Raw genomic sequence first — 15,340 nt, forward strand, 5'->3', positions numbered from 1 at the left:
CAGCGAGCAATATCACTTAATTTAACAGATTGAGCTTCCATTAATCCATATATCATTTGAAATACAAATTTATATTGAGTTTTATTTAAATCTGAACAAATATTATCAACAAAATTATTAATTTTCCTTTTAATTTGGTATATAAGTTTGTTATAATAAGACATGAGTTAACCCTCTTTTCTTTAGTATTTTCTGCTTAATTTAATTATACCAAAGAATAAGGGGGTCAACTCTTTTTTTGTACAATTTATTAAATCTGTTGATAAATGTATGGCTTCGTATTTTCTTATCCACAATTTCTTTTTTATTTCCTTCTCAAAAAAATGGGGAAACTTAAAAGTAATAGAATATTAAAAAGAAAATTCAGTATTCATAATAGCATATGAAATAAATGACAAAAAGAATAACTTAATATTTATTGAGTATATAAATCAATAAGAGACGGTTCTTCTGTTTTCTTAAAAATACACTAGAACCGTCTCCTTGTATCTTTATACTGGTATCCCGGCTTCAGCAAATGTAATCATTTCATTATTCATATACGTAGCTGCCTCAATTAAATTTAAAGCAAGTACTGCCCCCGTTCCTTCTCCAAGTCTCATATCCATGTAAAGCATTGGTTTTAGTCCAAGAAACTCTGCTGCATATACTGCTCCCTTTTCCTTCGATGCATGGGAAGGTATAAGAAAATTTTTAGTTTTAGGCTCTATAGTACATGCTATAAGAGCAGCTGCCAGAGAAATAAATCCATCTATCACTACCGGCACCCTATTAGCTGCTCCCGCAAGCATCACTCCAGCCATTCCGCCTATTTCAAGCCCTCCAACTTTAGCAAGAACATCTATCCCATCCTTCGGATTAGGATTATTTATTTCTATAGCTCTCTTTACTACTCCAGCTTTATGCTCAAGTCTTTCTACCGGAAAATTAGCTCCTATTCCCGTTACTTCAAAAGGATCATATCCGCCTATAACCGAAACAATCGCCGCACTTGGAGTAGTATTACATATTCCCATTTCTCCAGTTGCCAAAATATTTTTTCCTTTTTTAATCTGTTCTTCAGCAACTTGTATTCCAACTTCTAAAGATTTTATTGCTTCCTCTCTACTCATAGCAGGCCCTTTAGCCATATTATCTGTTCCATACTTCACTTTCCTACTTATTATTCCAATCTCATCTATATCTACCTTCACACCTATATCTACAGGTACTACATCAGCTCTAGCTTGTTTTGCTAATGCACAAACTCCTGTTACCCCTCTTGCCATATTTCTAGTTTGAATTTCTGTTACTTCCTGCGGAAATACTACAACTCCTTCTTCAAAAACACCGTGGTCTGCTGCCATAACTATAACCACTTTTTTATCTACCTTTGGATAAAGTTCCCCCGTTATTCCTGCAAGCTGAATGACTATCTCCTCCAATCTTCCTAAACTCCCGGGCGGTTTAATAAGATTATCCACCCTTTCTTTTGCCTTTGCCATAGCTTCCTTATCGAGTTCTCCAATTTTACTAATAGTTTGTTTTAATAAATCCATATTTTGTCCCCCTTCTTTTCTATATTTATTTTCTTATAACTAAAAAAGTTCATAGTTTATTTGTGCATGACAAACAAACCATGAACTTTACCATCATCCATGAGTTTTATGTAAATTATAGGCAGGTCTCCTGGCTCAGGTTCAACACCTTTAAACGCCTTCCCAGATTAATATCCAGTGGCATCATGTTTAAAGGCTCACCTTCACAGTGGCGGGTCCGCTGGAGATTTCCACTCCATTCCCTATTCTCCCTAAACGGGCACCTATAATTTTTGTATTAATTTGTATACTAAAAGGATATATTCTATGCACTAAAAAAAATTCCTGCTAAATACTAATAAATTTTTTATCTAGCCATCTTCATCTAAAGCAATCATAAACTCTTTAATCATTTTTTATACTAAATTAATTAAATAGAAAAATATTTCAACTTTAAATTTTAAAGGTTTGAATAACAAACAATTTATTAAAATCATTTATAAAACATTCTTTACAAATAATAGTAGGTTCTTTATAATGTAATCAGAAATAGAAATTAAATATCAATATCTAATTTTTACAGTTAACTTAATTTCAAAAATAAAGGGGTCAATATAAAATGAAAAAATCATCTATTTGCAATATGAATACAAAAAAACATATCTATATAATATACTTTTTATATTTCATAATATCTACTATAATCTTTAGAATTGCAGCAAATCTATGGATATCAATAGCAGCAAGTTCTATACTAATTACCACAACCATAATTACTAGCTATTTGCATAATCTAAATGATAAATTTGCCGATATAGCAAAAATTATAATTGCAGTTATAGGTTTATCAATATCTTTTGAGTTAGTATTTAAAGATATAGATTCATTTACAATAACCTGCTTAACTATACTTGTATTAATTATTCATAAAGTATCTAATCCTTAAGATATAAGAACACATCCCCCTTCCTCTTTGGATTTATTTCTCCAAAGAGGATTTTTATTTCTTTATGTAGAAATAAATGGGTATATATTAAACGATATAAAATCTAAAACAAACAACACAACAGATTTAGGAGGAGTGAAAATGAAAATACATTTTTATGGAGCTGCTGAAGTTGTAACAGGTTCTAATCACTTAATTACTACAGATAAATACAAAATTTTAATCGACTGTGGTATGTTCCAGGGCAGTGAGGAACTAGAAAAACTAAATTTCAAGGATTTTGAATACAATCCTTCTGAAATTGACTTTGTTTTGCTGAGTCATGCTCACATAGACCATAGTGGTAGAATCCCAAAATTAGTAAAAGAAGGCTTTAAAGGTAAAATAATTTGTACAAAAGCTACTTATGATCTATGTAAAATCATGCTATTAGATAGCGGACACATACAAGAATCAGATACAAAATGGCTTAACAGGAAACGTATACGTGCCGGTAAAGCTCCTATTAGCCCTCTATATACAGCAGAAGATGCTAATATAAGTTTAAACTATTTTAAACCTGTTTTATATAATCAAAAGATTAATTTAAACGAAGATATTCAAGTCAGATTTAGAGATGCCGGCCATCTTCTTGGTTCTTCGATAATAGAATTATGGATTACAGAAAATAATAAAACAATAAAGATAGTTTATTCTGGCGATTTAGGAATGAAAAACAAACCTATATTAAGGAATCCAGAGCTCATAGAGGAAGCCGACTATCTAATTATAGAATCAACGTATGGCGATAGATTACATGAAAGCGTTGCTGAAAGAACTAATAAATTAATAGAAATAATAGATAAAACCGTATCCAGAGGCGGTACAGTTATTATACCTTCGTTTGCTGTAGGAAGAACTCAAGAATTAATCTATGAATTAAACAATTATTATGAGAATTTAGACATAATAGAAACATATAAAAAAATACCTATATACATTGACAGCCCAATGGCTGTTTCGGCTACTCAAGTTTTTAAAGATAATCCATATTGTTTTGATGATGAAGCTAAAAAACTCATATTAAGCGGAGATAATCCATTTGAATTTGAAAATCTCCATTTTGTCAATGATCAAAAAGAATCTATGCGGCTAAACGAATATAATTATCCAAAAGTCATTATTTCAGCTAGCGGAATGTGTACTGCTGGTAGAATTAGGCATCATCTTAAACATAATCTTTGGAAAAAAGAAAATAGTGTTATATTTGTAGGTTATCAGGCAGAAGGTACTTTAGGTAGAATGCTTAAAGACGGTGTGAAAAAAGTCAAAATATTAGGAGAAGAGATAAGTGTTTTAGCAGAAATATATAGTATTGAAGGTTTTTCTGGACACGCCGATCAAAAAGGCCTAATGGATTGGTTAAAAGGTTTTAAAAAATTCCCTGAAAAAGTCTTTGTAGTGCACGGTGAAGAACAATCGGCCAAAAAATTAGCGGAATTAATTAAAGAAACCTACAAAGTCGATACTATCATACCAAATATGGGATATATTTATGAATTTAAAGATAATGAAGCAAAAGTTTATCATGGTGAAATATTAGAACCTCTTAAGAAGAAAGAAAATATTAAAAAAGAATTACAAGAAGTATATGATCAATTTGAAACCCTAATTGCTAACACTGAAAAGATTATTGATGAAGAAATATTGAAAAAAGACTATGATAAATTGAAAAATAGACTTATAGAATTACAACAAAAATTATTAGATATAAGTATCCTTTTAGGAAATTAATGTTTAAAAATATAATTTTTTGATAATATTATTGTAAAATTAAAAAATATATATGGAGGGATAATATGTCAAAAATAATTTTGGGTCTGCAAATCGATAATCGTTTCAAAGAAGTATCTGAAGTACAAAAGATATTAACTGACTACGGATGTATTATTAAGACTAGATTAGGTTTACATCAGCAAATAGAAAACAATAATTGTACAGAAAAAGGATTAATAATACTTGAATTAACTAATAACTGTGGAAATAAATGTAGTGAATTAGAAGAAAAATTAAGTGCGATAAATGGCGTTATAATTAGAAAAATGGAATTTCCTTCTTAAACTTATAATCAAGCCTTCTATTAGTAAAACTAATAGAAGGCTTTTTCATTTTGTGATTCAAATCACTGAATTATTTTTAAATTTTGGGTAAATTATAAATAAAGGAAAATAAAAGGAGGAGTCATTATGGAAATGTTCTGTTACCAATGTGAACAAACAGCAGGTGGAAAAGGCTGTGTTAAAATGGGTGTTTGTGGAAAAGACCCAGAGGTTGCAGCTCTACAAGACTTACTTATTTACTTATTAAAAGGAATAGGTTTTTATGGACAAAAAATATTAGAAAAAGGTAAAAAAATCGATAAAGAAACTCATAAATTCGTTATGGATGCAATGTTCGCTACTTTAACTAATGTTAACTTTGACGCAGAAAGGTTTGTTGAATATATTAATAAAGCTTATAAAATAAAAGAAAATCTTAAAGAATTAGCCGGAAATATCGAAGAAAACATTCCAGATGCTGCAAATTACAAAATACCTTCTACAAAAGAAGAAATGATAGATGATGCAAAAAAAGTTGGGGTAATGGCTGATGAAGATCTAGATCAAGACATTCGTTCACTTAGAGAATTACTTATTTATGGTTTAAAAGGAATGGCTGCATATGCACACCATGCTTATGTTTTAGGTAAAACTGATGAAACTGTAAATAATTTCTTCTATAAAGGACTAGCTGCTACTTTAAATGATAATTTAACTATAGATGATTTATTTAATCTAAATATGGAATTAGGTCAAGTTAACTTCAAGTGTATGGAATTATTAGATAGTGCTAATACTGGTGCCTATGGTAATCCTGAACCAACTGAAGTATTAATAACTAAGAAAAAAGGACCTTTCATAATAGTTTCTGGTCACGACTTAAAAGATTTAAAAGAACTTCTTGAGCAAACAGAAGGTAAAGGTATAAATATTTATACTCACGGAGAAATGTTACCAGCTCATGCATATCCTGAACTTAAAAAATATCCGCATTTAGTTGGTAACTACGGTGGTGCATGGCAAGATCAACAAAAAGAATTCGATAACATACCTGGTGCAATATTAATGACAACAAACTGTTTACAAAAACCTAGAGACAGCTATAAAGACAGAATTTTTACTACTAGCATAGTAGGTTGGCCAGATGTAGCTCATATAGAAGAAGTAAATGGTAAAAAAGATTTTACACCTTTAATAGAAAAAGCTTTAGAGCTTGGTGGTTGGCAAGAAGACGAAGAAGAAAAGAAAATTTTAGTAGGATTTGGACATAATACGGTATTAAGCCTATCTGATAAAATTATTGAGGCTGTAAAAAAAGGTGATATCAGACACTTCTTCTTAATAGGTGGATGTGATGGTGCTAGACCAGGAAGAAATTATTATACTGAATTTGCTGAAAAAACACCAAAGGATACAATAATTTTAACATTAGCTTGTGGAAAATATAGATTTAATAAAAAAGACTTTGGTAAAATTGGAGAATTCCCAAGATTATTAGATGTAGGACAATGTAATGATGCTTATTCAGCTATAAAGATAGCAGTTGCTCTTGCAGATGCTTTTGAATGCGATGTAAATGAACTGCCTCTATCAATGATACTATCATGGTATGAACAAAAGGCAGTATGTATCCTTCTTACATTATTATCATTAAATATTAAAAATATCTATCTTGGACCGACTTTACCGGCATTCATTTCACCAAATGTATTGCAAGTATTAGTTGATAAATTCAATATAAAACCTATTTCAAATGCAGAAGCAGATATGAAAGAAATATTAGGCTAAATAAAAAGGCTGTCTCTATCGAGATAGCCTTTTTTTATCTAAAATCTTTATTTAATATTACAGTAAACTTACTACCCTTACCTAACTCACTCTCAACTTCTATCTTCCCATTATGAGCTTCAACAAGCATTTTAGCTATAGTTAAACCAATGCCTGCACCACCAGTTTTCCTACTTCTTGATTTATCACTCCTATAAAATCTCTCAAATATATATGGTATATCTTTTTTAGGTATTCCTATACCCGTATCTTTAATAATTATATTTACCTTTTCTTCATTTTCTTCTAAAGCAACATCTACTTGTCCTCCTGGATTTGTAAATTTCAAAGCATTAGAAAGTATATTAATAATTATTTGACTTACCTTGTCTTTATCTGCATTTATAAAAACATTTTCTTTTAGGAATCTTTTAAGTTTAATATTCTTATTCTGAAATTGATATTCTAAACTATCTATTATTTCATTTAATAATTTGGACAAATTAATTTTTTTAACTTCTAACGTAATTCTATGTTTTTCTATATCTGTCAGATATTTTAATTGCTCTACAAGTTTAATTAACCTTATAACCTCATTTTTGCAAATATCTAATCTTTCTTGTGTAGGTTCCCATATTCCATCACTTATTGCTTCAATATGACTTTGTAATATAGTTAAAGGCGTTCTTAACTCATGAGATATATCTGCAGTTAATCTCTTCCTTAACTCTTGTTGCTCTTTTAAAGATTCTGCTAGATGGTTTATTGATTTTGAAAGCTCTTTAAGTTCGGTTATGTTATTCGATATTAAGACTTTAGTATCTAAATTACCTCTTCGTATCTCATTAGCTACTCTTGTTATTTTCAAAATAGGTTTTGAAATAATCTTAGAAGAATAAATCCCTAGTATAAATGCAATAAATAAAGATATTATTGCAGCATAAATAATTGAATTATTTATGCCTCTTGCAAATTCTAACTCTCTTTCAGATACTAAAAATGGTCCATAATAACCAAGCTCAACTATTCCAACATCTCTACCATTAACTTCTATAATAAAACTTTTAGTAACATAATTCTTTCGCTTTATTGACCCCCACATCATAGATTTATCTATTTTATGCATCATATGATATCCCATTTGCCGCATCATCTCATTATGTATTTTTAAAATATCTGATTCCATATAATGTGCAAAAATAATACTACCATCAAGGTCTTTAATCACTATATCAAAATCATTTATAAGAGGTGACTTACTGATATTATTCAAATTCTTTTCAGTCCAAGCATTATCTATTGAATAAGTATATTCAATAAGTTTAATAATTTCATTAACCCTATTTGTTAGTTCATCTTTCATATATACATCAAATTTCTTAAATAAAGTTATATTTGTTACTATGCTCACTACCAATATAGAAAAAAAGTTGCTCCTAAAATAATTAATATTAATCTTGTTCTTATCTTTTGAAACATCTTTAATCCTCCAGAAATTTATATCCGACTCCATATACTGTAACAATATATTTATTTTCCTCATCCTCTATTTTGTGTCTAAGATTTTTTATATGAGCATCAATAGTTCTATCATATCCCTCATAATCGTATCCCAATACTTTATCTATAAGTTCTTCCCTAGTAAATACTTTTCCAAGATTCTTAGCCAATACTGTTAGCAATTTAAATTCTTTTGGTGTCAATTTTATTAGTTTTCCACGCTTTTTAACTTCCATTTTATTAATGTCAATTATTAAATCTCCATCATTAAATTCAATTACATCAGCTTTCACAAGCTCCTTACTAGTTCTTCTAAATATTGCTCTTACTCGTGCTACAAGCTCCTTTGGACTAAATGGCTTTATCATATAATCATCTGCACCTATATCTAATCCATTTATTCTATCTGTTTCATCAACTTTAGCAGTCAACATGAGTATTGGTACTTCTGATTTGATTCTTATTTTTTTACAAACTTCTTCTCCTGGTAAATCAGGCAGCATTAAATCGAGTACTATAAAATCTATTGATTCTTTATTAAATACATCTAAAGCCTCTTTTCCATTATATGCAGTAAATACATTATAGCCTTCTTTTTCTAAATAAGCCCTCACAACATTTATAATTTGCTCTTCATCATCAACTAATAAAATATTTTTCTTATTTGGCTTCATAATGACACCTCTATTAAATTTTTTCTTTATACAAGAATACTATAATGCCCAGTATTTTGCAATACTGGACATTATGTTGATTAAGATTCTAAAATTTTCTTTTTATGTCTATACTCTTCTTCGCTAATTTCTCCATTAGCATATTTTTCATCTAGTATCTTTAAAGCCCTACTAGAATATCTATAGCTGTCTATTCTATTCTTATTAATCAGTTTAATAAATAGTACTACAAGAGCAATAACTGCCAATATTTTAATTAAATTAAAACCTAATATCCATAGCCAAGAAAAATTAAATCCATAACCTAGAAAATGACACATTTTACTCCCTCCCTCTATAATCTTTTATTTTTTAGTCAATCAACATATTTTTCTTTCTTTCATATTCCTCTTCTGTAATCTCACCTTTTGCATATCTTTCTTTTAATATTTCTAAAGCATCACTTTTATCATAATATCCATGGTGTTTTCTTCCGTTTGTATATTTAAATATTAAATATACGACAATACCTAATAAAAGTATACCTAAAAATCCGCATCCCATACCAAAACCCATCATCATAATAGTTCCTCCTATTCTTCTTTATGATTAGATACTACTTTATCTAATTCTCCATGCCATGTATGATACCATACATCGCCTGTATAATAATTCACACTTAGCATACCTACAATCTGATTATCTTTATTAACATGAAATGTATAATATCCATAAAATTCATGTCCTTCATTTATTACGGAAACAAGCCCATCATTCCAAAACCAAATCGACTATGCATGCCATATTTTTCATTCCACATCATATTAGGGCCTGGTTCAGGATATATATATCCTATCTCCAAATTTTCATCATAATTTTTCAAATAATTATTTATATTTTGCTTAATCTCATTCAATGTCATTTTTTCATTAATATTATTTACATTATTAAAAGAAACATTTGATACTGTCATCATGTCTGACATACCATTATAGCCATTATTCCACATATGTTCATAACCATTGCTATACCTATATCCATTCATTGTTCCTCTAAACCTAAAGTATTGCCATGTATCTGCTAAAGCTATTGCTCCAATTGCTAATGTTATTATTAATGTTAAAATTAAAGACCAAGTAACTTTTTTATTTACTTTCATATTAAAATACCTCCTTTGCTACCTCTTGTTATGTTCATTATAAAACTTATTTGTGAAAAAATTATGAAATTAATAGTTTCAAACAAAATCTTTTTAAATAAAACCTAAAAAAGTAACATCTACGCTCGATGTCACTCGTTAATAATAAGGCTCCCTATTAATAAACATCGTAATTATACCTTCTGCATTAATTTTTTCATTTATTACTCCATGTTTTCCTATCAATTTAGTCGGACTTTTCATGTTTATTATATTTGTTATCTAATAGTTTTTTTCTATAACTGCTTTTAAAAATATAATATTTATCAATAGGTAAAAATTGTTTTAATGTTGAAACTAATAAAAAAATATGATAAACTAATTCCTACTATTCCTATATGTTTTTATGTGTTTATGTTATAATATCAATTAAACTAATATATTTTATATTTTAAATTGTGATTTCTAATTCGGAAGGAGGTTAAAAATGCCTAATTTTAATAAATTATTTGATGAATGGGCTAAATCTTACGATGAAACTGTATACGGTACTAATAATGAATATGTAGAAGTCTTTGAAAACTATAAAGATATTCTTAAATATATATCAGATGAAGTTTCAGATAAAAACGGTACAATCGTTGAAATAGGTGTTGGAACAGGAAATTTAACTAAAGTGCTTTATGAAAAAAAATCAAATATAGTTGGAATTGAACCGTCTAAAGAAATGAGAAAAATAGCTAAAGAAAAATTGCCAAATGTAGATATTTTAGATGGACATTTTTTATCAATACCTATAAATAAAAAAATAGATGCAATAGTTTCTTCATACGCTTTCCATCATTTAACTTATTATGAAAAAAAGAAATCTTTAGAATATCTCGATAGTAAATTGAATAACAATGGAAAGATAGTAATTGCCGATACAATGTTTGAATCTATTGAATACAAGGAAAACTTATTAAAATATATAGAATCAAATAAATGCTTTAATCTTCTTAATGACTTAAGAACTGAATATTACGAGTTATTAGATGACTTATGTGCTCTATTTAAAGAATTAAATTACTCGTACTCATTAAAAAAGATGAATAAATTTGTATGGGTAATATCTGCCATAAAAGGAGGTTATTAAATATGGAAAATATAATTGTTGAAAGCTTTACACTAGACCATACTAAAGTAAAAGCTCCATATGTAAGAAAATGTGGCGTTATTACAACACCTAAAGGAGATAGTATTTCAAAGTTTGATTTAAGATTTACACAGCCTAATGTTGAAGCAATACCTACTGGAGCTATTCATGCAATAGAACACTTATTAGCAGGTTTTATTAGAGAAGAACTTGATAATGTCGTAGACATATCTCCTATGGGATGCAGAACTGGTTTTTATCTAATAATAGTAGGTGAAATAAATGAAAACGAAGTAGCACATGCACTTATAAAGTCTTTAGAGAAAATTCTATTAGCTAAAGAAATACCAGCAGTAAATCCAGTACAATGTGGAAATTATAGAGATATGTCTTTATTTGGAGCTAAAGAATATTCTAAGAAAGTATTAAAAGGTCTTAAAGAAAAATATGAAAAGGAGGAATAAAATGAAATTCAATTCACTTGTAATTCATGGAGGTATAGATGGAGATGAAAAAACAGGAGCAGTTACTGTTCCTATTTATCAAACTTCAACGTATCGTCAAAAAAAAGTTGGGCAGCACAGTGGATATGAGTACTCAAGAACAGGTAATCCGACACGTGAAGCTTTAGAAAAATTAATTTCAGATTTAGAAGGTGGTTTTAGAGGTTTTGCATTTAGTTCCGGTATGGCAGCTATATCTTCAGTTTTAATGTTATTTAAATCAGGCGACCATATAATTTTAAGTGATGACGTTTATGGAGGAACGTTTAGAGTTGTAGATAAAGTTTTTAAAAATCTTGGTTTAGAATATGATTTTATTAATACTAATGATATAAACGATATATCTAAATATATAAAGAAAAACACAAAAGCTATCTATATAGAAACACCTACAAATCCTCTAATGAAATTAACAGACATTAAAGAAGTTTCTAAAATAGCAAAAGAAAATAATTTACTTCTTATTGTTGATAATACATTTATGACTCCATACCTGCAAAAACCTATTAAGCTAGGAGCAGATATTGTTATTCACAGTGCAACAAAATATCTAGGCGGACATAGTGATTTGGTTGCAGGTTTAGTTATTGTAAATAATGAAGAACTGGGCAATAAAATGCATTTTATTCAAAATTCAGTAGGTGCAATACTTGGTCCATTTGATAGTTGGCTCTTAATTAAAGGTATTAAGACGCTACATGTACGTATGGATAGACACTGTGAAAATGCTGAAAAAATAGTAAATTGGCTTAAAGAACAAGAATGGGTCAAAAAAATATATTATCCAGGTATTGAAGCAAATGAAAATAAAATCATGCAAATGAAAAAATTTGGTGGAATGATTTCATTCGAAGTTGTTAATGAAGAATATCTAAATAAACTACTATCAAATTTAAAAATAATTACACTAGCAGAAAGTCTTGGAGGAGTTGAAAGTTTAATTTCTGTTCCTGCTAAAATGACTCATGCTTCAATTCCAGCAGAAATTAGGGATAAACTAGGTATAACTGATACATTAGTTAGACTTTCAGTAGGTATTGAAGATGTTGAAGATATTATTAGTGATTTAACATTAAACTTAAAATAATTTATGAATAATTTTCACCTCCCTGTTTAAGATTAATTAGTGGGAGGTGTTTTAATGCAAATACAACTTAGTCAAAAAGAAAGAATGCTTTTAGAAGATCAAAAAAATCAAGAAGAAACATGTGTAAAAAAATATCAAAATTATGCTAATCAAGCACAAGATCCACAATTAAAACAATTATTTAATAAAATTGCTGCTGAAGAACAACATCATTATGACATAATTAATCAAATCCTTAACGGTAAGCAGCCTGATTTAAGTCATCCACAGCCAAATCAGCAACCTATGCCTCAAGCTAATGCTCAAAATGCTATGAATAACCAGACAGATAAAGTTCTATGCAGCGATTTATTATCTACTGAAAAATATGTATCTGGAACCTACGATACAGTAATATTTGAATGTGTAAATCCAACTATCAGGCAAGCTCTTCAACATATACAACAAGATGAACAACAGCATGGAAAAGAACTTTTTGACTATATGAATAGCCACGGAATGTATAATGTTAAATAAACTCTTTTGGTAATTAAGTTAATTTTTATAACTAATTAAATTGTTAGAATATATAGACAGCAACTTGCATATTTGTTATAATGATAACAAGTAATTCTGCTATGATGGTTTTCCGTCATAGTGGATAATTAAAAATCCAACCTAATTACGAGGATTTTCCGAGTAAAAGGGGAAGGAGACATAACACGATTTTCAGAGTGCCTGTATACTGTTTTGGACAGTATTAATGGCTTTTGGACTAGTGTGCATGAAAACCTTCCGTATTTTACGGAAGGTTTTTTAAATGTAAGGAGGTGTTTATTATGAAAAATAGGATAGGCGTTATAGGCATTGTTATAGAAAACATAGAAAATGCAGATAAAGTAAATTCAATACTTCATGACTTTGCAAATATTATTATCGGAAGAATGGGAATACCATACAGAGAAAAAAATGTTTCTGTAATTTCTCTAATAGTTGACGGAACTTCTGATGAAATAAGTGCTATGACGGGAAAACTTGGAAAAATAAAAGGCGTAAATGTTAAGTCGGCACTGACAAAGGTCGAAACAGAATAATTTATTTTAGGGGGTCTTAAAATGAGAGAATATAGAGCCGAGGATTTTATAATTCATTCCGAAATTATTGAATCTATAGAGTATGGTAAGGAAAAAGCACAAGATAAAGAATTTGTTAGAAGCATTTTAGAAAAAGCAAAAACATGTAAAGGATTAACTCATAGAGAAGCAGCCGTATTACTTAACATAGAAGATGAAGATATATTAGAAGAAATGTTCAAAACAGCAAGACATATTAAAGAAACTATATATGGCAAAAGAATAGTTCTTTTTGCACCTTTATATGTAAGCAATTACTGTGTTAATAACTGCGAATACTGCGGATATAAACATTCTAATAAGAACTTTAAAAGAAAGAAATTAACTATGAAAGAACTTGAAGAAGAAGTTAAAGTTCTAGAATCTCTAGGACATAAGAGACTAGCTTTAGAGGCAGGTGAAGATCCTGTAAATTGTACTTTAGATTATATAATCGATTGCATAAAAACTATTTATTCAATAAAATTTGATAATGGAAGTATTAGAAGAATTAATGTTAATATAGCAGCCACAACTATAGAAAATTATAAAAGATTAAAAGAAGCTGAAATAGGAACATACATCTTATTCCAAGAAACATATCATAAACCAACATATGAAAAGGTTCATCCAAAAGGCCCTAAACACGATTATAACTGGCATACAACAGCTATGGATAGAGCCTTTCAGGCTGGAATTGATGACGTAGGATTAGGTGTGCTTTACGGACTCTATGATTACAAATACGATACAATTGCACTATTAATGCATGCTGAACATCTGGATAGTGTATATGGAGTAGGGCCTCATACAATCTCCGTTCCAAGATTGAGACCTGCAGAAGGTGTTGATATTAATAAATATCCATATCTTGTTTCTGATGACGACTTCAAAAAGATTGTTGCAATTATCAGATTGGCTGTACCTTATACTGGAATGATACTTTCAACTAGAGAAGCACCAAAATATAGAGATGAAGTTATATCTCTTGGTATATCACAGATTAGTGCGGGTTCATGTACAGGTGTAGGTGGTTATGTTGAAGAGTATATGCATAAACATCACGATGATGAGAAACCTCAATTTGAAGTAGAAGATCATCGTTCCCCAATAGAAATTTTAAAGAGTCTATGTAAATCTGGTTATATACCAAGCTACTGCACAGCTTGCTATAGAGAAGGAAGAACTGGCGAAAGATTTATGGCATTAGCTAAAGCTGGGCAAATTCATAATGTATGTCTACCTAATGCACTATTAACTTTTAAAGAATTTTTACTAGACTATGCTGATGAAGAATTGAAAGAACTTGGAAGAAAAACTATAGAAGAAGCTTTAAAACAAATACCTAAAGAATCTGCAAGAAAAGCTACAATCAAGTATTTAGAAAGAATAGAAAATGGTGAAAGAGACCTTAGATTTTAATCGAGTAGGAGGTAGATGAATTAACTATCTACCTCCTACTCATTTTTTTTGATTATAAACAGAAATTTAGCACTTGAAAATTTTTTAGGGCGATAGTCCGTTGATTTATAAGAATTTCAGAATAAGCACTAAAAATTTGAGATTTTCCGATTTTTGCTGGAAACTACAGAGAAAAAATTTGCATAAAAAAAGGGTCCCGCTTTGCGGGACCCGCTTCTTTTTGCTACCCGCAACTTAATTACTCTAGTCTATATGTTATACCATGTACACCCTTATATTTAATAGGCTCCATTACGCCACCACATTCTACACAATCAAATCTCGGTGGTACGCTTATATCTCCACTATCTAGTATGTCAAACATTTCTACTACATCTTTTGGTACCTCTTCTTCTATCCCACATTCTATACATTTGTATCTTACATATTCTCTTTTTTCTTCTCGTTCTTGTCTTCTCCTTTTCTTTATTCTCTCTCTTATTTTGTCTTTTCTTTTTTTCTTT

At 29.4% G+C, this 15,340-nt stretch carries 17 protein-coding genes and 1 riboswitch; of the genes, 10 read left to right on the plus strand and 7 right to left on the minus strand.

Features of this window, described 5'->3' with window-relative positions:
* Positions 1–491: 491 nt before the first annotated feature.
* Positions 492–1,538 (minus strand): nicotinate-nucleotide--dimethylbenzimidazole phosphoribosyltransferase, encoded by a 1,047-nt coding sequence (cobT, locus tag BUB51_RS08915; protein ID WP_035163368.1) that lies wholly within the window; start codon positions 1,536–1,538, stop codon positions 492–494.
* A 103-nt stretch (positions 1,539–1,641) separates the two neighbouring features.
* Positions 1,642–1,820, minus strand: a riboswitch (cobalamin riboswitch).
* 316 nt (positions 1,821–2,136) lie between these two features.
* On the opposite strand from cobT, the gene BUB51_RS08920 reads away from it, so the two are divergent.
* The 4 genes from BUB51_RS08920 (at position 2,137) to hcp (ending at position 6,329) form a co-directional block, all read left to right on the plus strand.
* Positions 2,137–2,463: a hypothetical protein gene (locus BUB51_RS08920; RefSeq protein ID WP_073197178.1), complete on the plus strand. Its 327-nt coding sequence runs from the start codon at positions 2,137–2,139 to the stop codon at positions 2,461–2,463.
* A 141-nt stretch (positions 2,464–2,604) separates the two neighbouring features.
* Positions 2,605–4,236, plus strand: coding sequence for an MBL fold metallo-hydrolase RNA specificity domain-containing protein (locus BUB51_RS08925; RefSeq protein WP_073197180.1), 1,632 nt, complete (start codon positions 2,605–2,607; stop codon positions 4,234–4,236).
* A 65-nt stretch (positions 4,237–4,301) separates the two neighbouring features.
* The gene (locus BUB51_RS08930) at positions 4,302–4,562 is read left to right on the plus strand and encodes a CPF_0552 family protein (protein WP_073197182.1); all 261 of its coding nucleotides are present in this window, start codon (positions 4,302–4,304) and stop codon (positions 4,560–4,562) included.
* A gap of 126 nt (positions 4,563–4,688) precedes the next feature.
* Positions 4,689–6,329, plus strand: coding sequence for a hydroxylamine reductase (hcp, locus tag BUB51_RS08935; RefSeq protein ID WP_073197184.1), 1,641 nt, complete (start codon positions 4,689–4,691; stop codon positions 6,327–6,329).
* 34 nt (positions 6,330–6,363) lie between these two features.
* Here the strand turns inward: hcp and BUB51_RS08940 are convergent, their stop codons facing one another.
* The 5 genes from BUB51_RS08940 to BUB51_RS08960 form a co-directional block, all read right to left on the minus strand.
* Positions 6,364–7,833, minus strand: a complete 1,470-nt coding sequence (locus tag BUB51_RS08940) for a sensor histidine kinase (RefSeq protein WP_242945578.1) — start codon at positions 7,831–7,833, stop codon at positions 6,364–6,366.
* Positions 7,790–8,482: a response regulator transcription factor gene (locus BUB51_RS08945; RefSeq protein ID WP_073197188.1), complete on the minus strand. Its 693-nt coding sequence runs from the start codon at positions 8,480–8,482 to the stop codon at positions 7,790–7,792. Before BUB51_RS08945 ends, BUB51_RS08940 begins: the two co-directional genes overlap by 44 nt.
* An 80-nt stretch (positions 8,483–8,562) precedes the next feature.
* The gene (locus BUB51_RS08950) at positions 8,563–8,802 is read right to left on the minus strand and encodes an SHOCT domain-containing protein (RefSeq protein WP_035163357.1); all 240 of its coding nucleotides are present in this window, start codon (positions 8,800–8,802) and stop codon (positions 8,563–8,565) included.
* Between the two features lie 31 nt (positions 8,803–8,833).
* Positions 8,834–9,043 carry an SHOCT domain-containing protein gene (locus BUB51_RS13640; protein WP_083599575.1) on the minus strand — a complete coding sequence of 70 codons (210 nt, stop codon included), beginning with the start codon at positions 9,041–9,043 and terminating at the stop codon, positions 8,834–8,836.
* A gap of 172 nt (positions 9,044–9,215) precedes the next feature.
* Positions 9,216–9,620 carry a hypothetical protein gene (locus BUB51_RS08960; RefSeq protein WP_073197192.1) on the minus strand — a complete coding sequence of 135 codons (405 nt, stop codon included), beginning with the start codon at positions 9,618–9,620 and terminating at the stop codon, positions 9,216–9,218.
* Between the two features lie 466 nt (positions 9,621–10,086).
* Between BUB51_RS08960 and BUB51_RS08965 the strand changes: the two genes are divergently transcribed.
* The 6 genes from BUB51_RS08965 to hydG all read left to right on the plus strand — a co-directional run bounded on the left by BUB51_RS08965 (position 10,087) and on the right by hydG (position 14,837).
* Positions 10,087–10,734 (plus strand): class I SAM-dependent methyltransferase, encoded by a 648-nt coding sequence (locus BUB51_RS08965; RefSeq protein WP_073197194.1) that lies wholly within the window; start codon positions 10,087–10,089, stop codon positions 10,732–10,734.
* Positions 10,735–10,736: 2 nt separating this feature from the next.
* Positions 10,737–11,198 carry an S-ribosylhomocysteine lyase gene (locus tag BUB51_RS08970; protein ID WP_073197196.1) on the plus strand — a complete coding sequence of 154 codons (462 nt, stop codon included), beginning with the start codon at positions 10,737–10,739 and terminating at the stop codon, positions 11,196–11,198.
* Position 11,199: 1 nt separating this feature from the next.
* Positions 11,200–12,324 (plus strand): bifunctional cystathionine gamma-lyase/homocysteine desulfhydrase, encoded by a 1,125-nt coding sequence (locus tag BUB51_RS08975; RefSeq protein WP_073197198.1) that lies wholly within the window; start codon positions 11,200–11,202, stop codon positions 12,322–12,324.
* A gap of 54 nt (positions 12,325–12,378) precedes the next feature.
* The gene (locus tag BUB51_RS08980; RefSeq protein WP_035163355.1) at positions 12,379–12,840 is read left to right on the plus strand and encodes a spore coat protein; all 462 of its coding nucleotides are present in this window, start codon (positions 12,379–12,381) and stop codon (positions 12,838–12,840) included.
* Positions 12,841–13,142: 302 nt separating this feature from the next.
* Positions 13,143–13,397, plus strand: coding sequence for a TM1266 family iron-only hydrogenase system putative regulator (locus BUB51_RS08985; RefSeq protein WP_073197200.1), 255 nt, complete (start codon positions 13,143–13,145; stop codon positions 13,395–13,397).
* A 21-nt stretch (positions 13,398–13,418) separates the two neighbouring features.
* Positions 13,419–14,837 carry a [FeFe] hydrogenase H-cluster radical SAM maturase HydG gene (gene hydG, locus BUB51_RS08990; RefSeq protein WP_073197202.1) on the plus strand — a complete coding sequence of 473 codons (1,419 nt, stop codon included), beginning with the start codon at positions 13,419–13,421 and terminating at the stop codon, positions 14,835–14,837.
* Between the two features lie 238 nt (positions 14,838–15,075).
* Here hydG and BUB51_RS13140 read toward each other — a convergent pair.
* On the minus strand, positions 15,076–15,340 hold a 265-nt coding region (locus tag BUB51_RS13140), incomplete at its 5' end, for a hypothetical protein (RefSeq protein ID WP_083599576.1).

The sequence above is a fragment of the Caloranaerobacter azorensis DSM 13643 genome (assembly GCF_900129995.1).
In the GTDB taxonomy this organism is placed as follows: Bacteria; Bacillota; Clostridia; order Tissierellales; family Thermohalobacteraceae; genus Caloranaerobacter; species Caloranaerobacter azorensis.

Bases quoted from the DNA above. Each gene is read 5' to 3' on its own strand.
- BUB51_RS08960 (WP_073197192.1), bottom strand. From the start codon at position 9,620: ATGAAAGTAAATAAAAAAGTTACTTGGTCTTTAATTTTAACATTAATA.
- BUB51_RS08925 (WP_073197180.1), top strand. From the start codon at position 2,605: ATGAAAATACATTTTTATGGAGCTGCTGAAGTTGTAACAGGTTCTAAT.
- BUB51_RS08975 (WP_073197198.1), top strand. From the start codon at position 11,200: ATGAAATTCAATTCACTTGTAATTCATGGAGGTATAGATGGAGATGAA.
- BUB51_RS08970 (WP_073197196.1), top strand. From the start codon at position 10,737: ATGGAAAATATAATTGTTGAAAGCTTTACACTAGACCATACTAAAGTA.
- hydG (WP_073197202.1), top strand. From the start codon at position 13,419: ATGAGAGAATATAGAGCCGAGGATTTTATAATTCATTCCGAAATTATT.
- BUB51_RS08950 (WP_035163357.1), bottom strand. From the start codon at position 8,802: ATGTGTCATTTTCTAGGTTATGGATTTAATTTTTCTTGGCTATGGATA.
- cobT (WP_035163368.1), bottom strand. From the start codon at position 1,538: ATGGATTTATTAAAACAAACTATTAGTAAAATTGGAGAACTCGATAAG.
- BUB51_RS08945 (WP_073197188.1), bottom strand. From the start codon at position 8,482: ATGAAGCCAAATAAGAAAAATATTTTATTAGTTGATGATGAAGAGCAA.
- BUB51_RS08965 (WP_073197194.1), top strand. From the start codon at position 10,087: ATGCCTAATTTTAATAAATTATTTGATGAATGGGCTAAATCTTACGAT.
- BUB51_RS13640 (WP_083599575.1), bottom strand. From the start codon at position 9,043: ATGATGATGGGTTTTGGTATGGGATGCGGATTTTTAGGTATACTTTTA.
- BUB51_RS08985 (WP_073197200.1), top strand. From the start codon at position 13,143: ATGAAAAATAGGATAGGCGTTATAGGCATTGTTATAGAAAACATAGAA.
- BUB51_RS08930 (WP_073197182.1), top strand. From the start codon at position 4,302: ATGTCAAAAATAATTTTGGGTCTGCAAATCGATAATCGTTTCAAAGAA.
- hcp (WP_073197184.1), top strand. From the start codon at position 4,689: ATGGAAATGTTCTGTTACCAATGTGAACAAACAGCAGGTGGAAAAGGC.
- BUB51_RS08920 (WP_073197178.1), top strand. From the start codon at position 2,137: ATGAAAAAATCATCTATTTGCAATATGAATACAAAAAAACATATCTAT.
- BUB51_RS08980 (WP_035163355.1), top strand. From the start codon at position 12,379: ATGCAAATACAACTTAGTCAAAAAGAAAGAATGCTTTTAGAAGATCAA.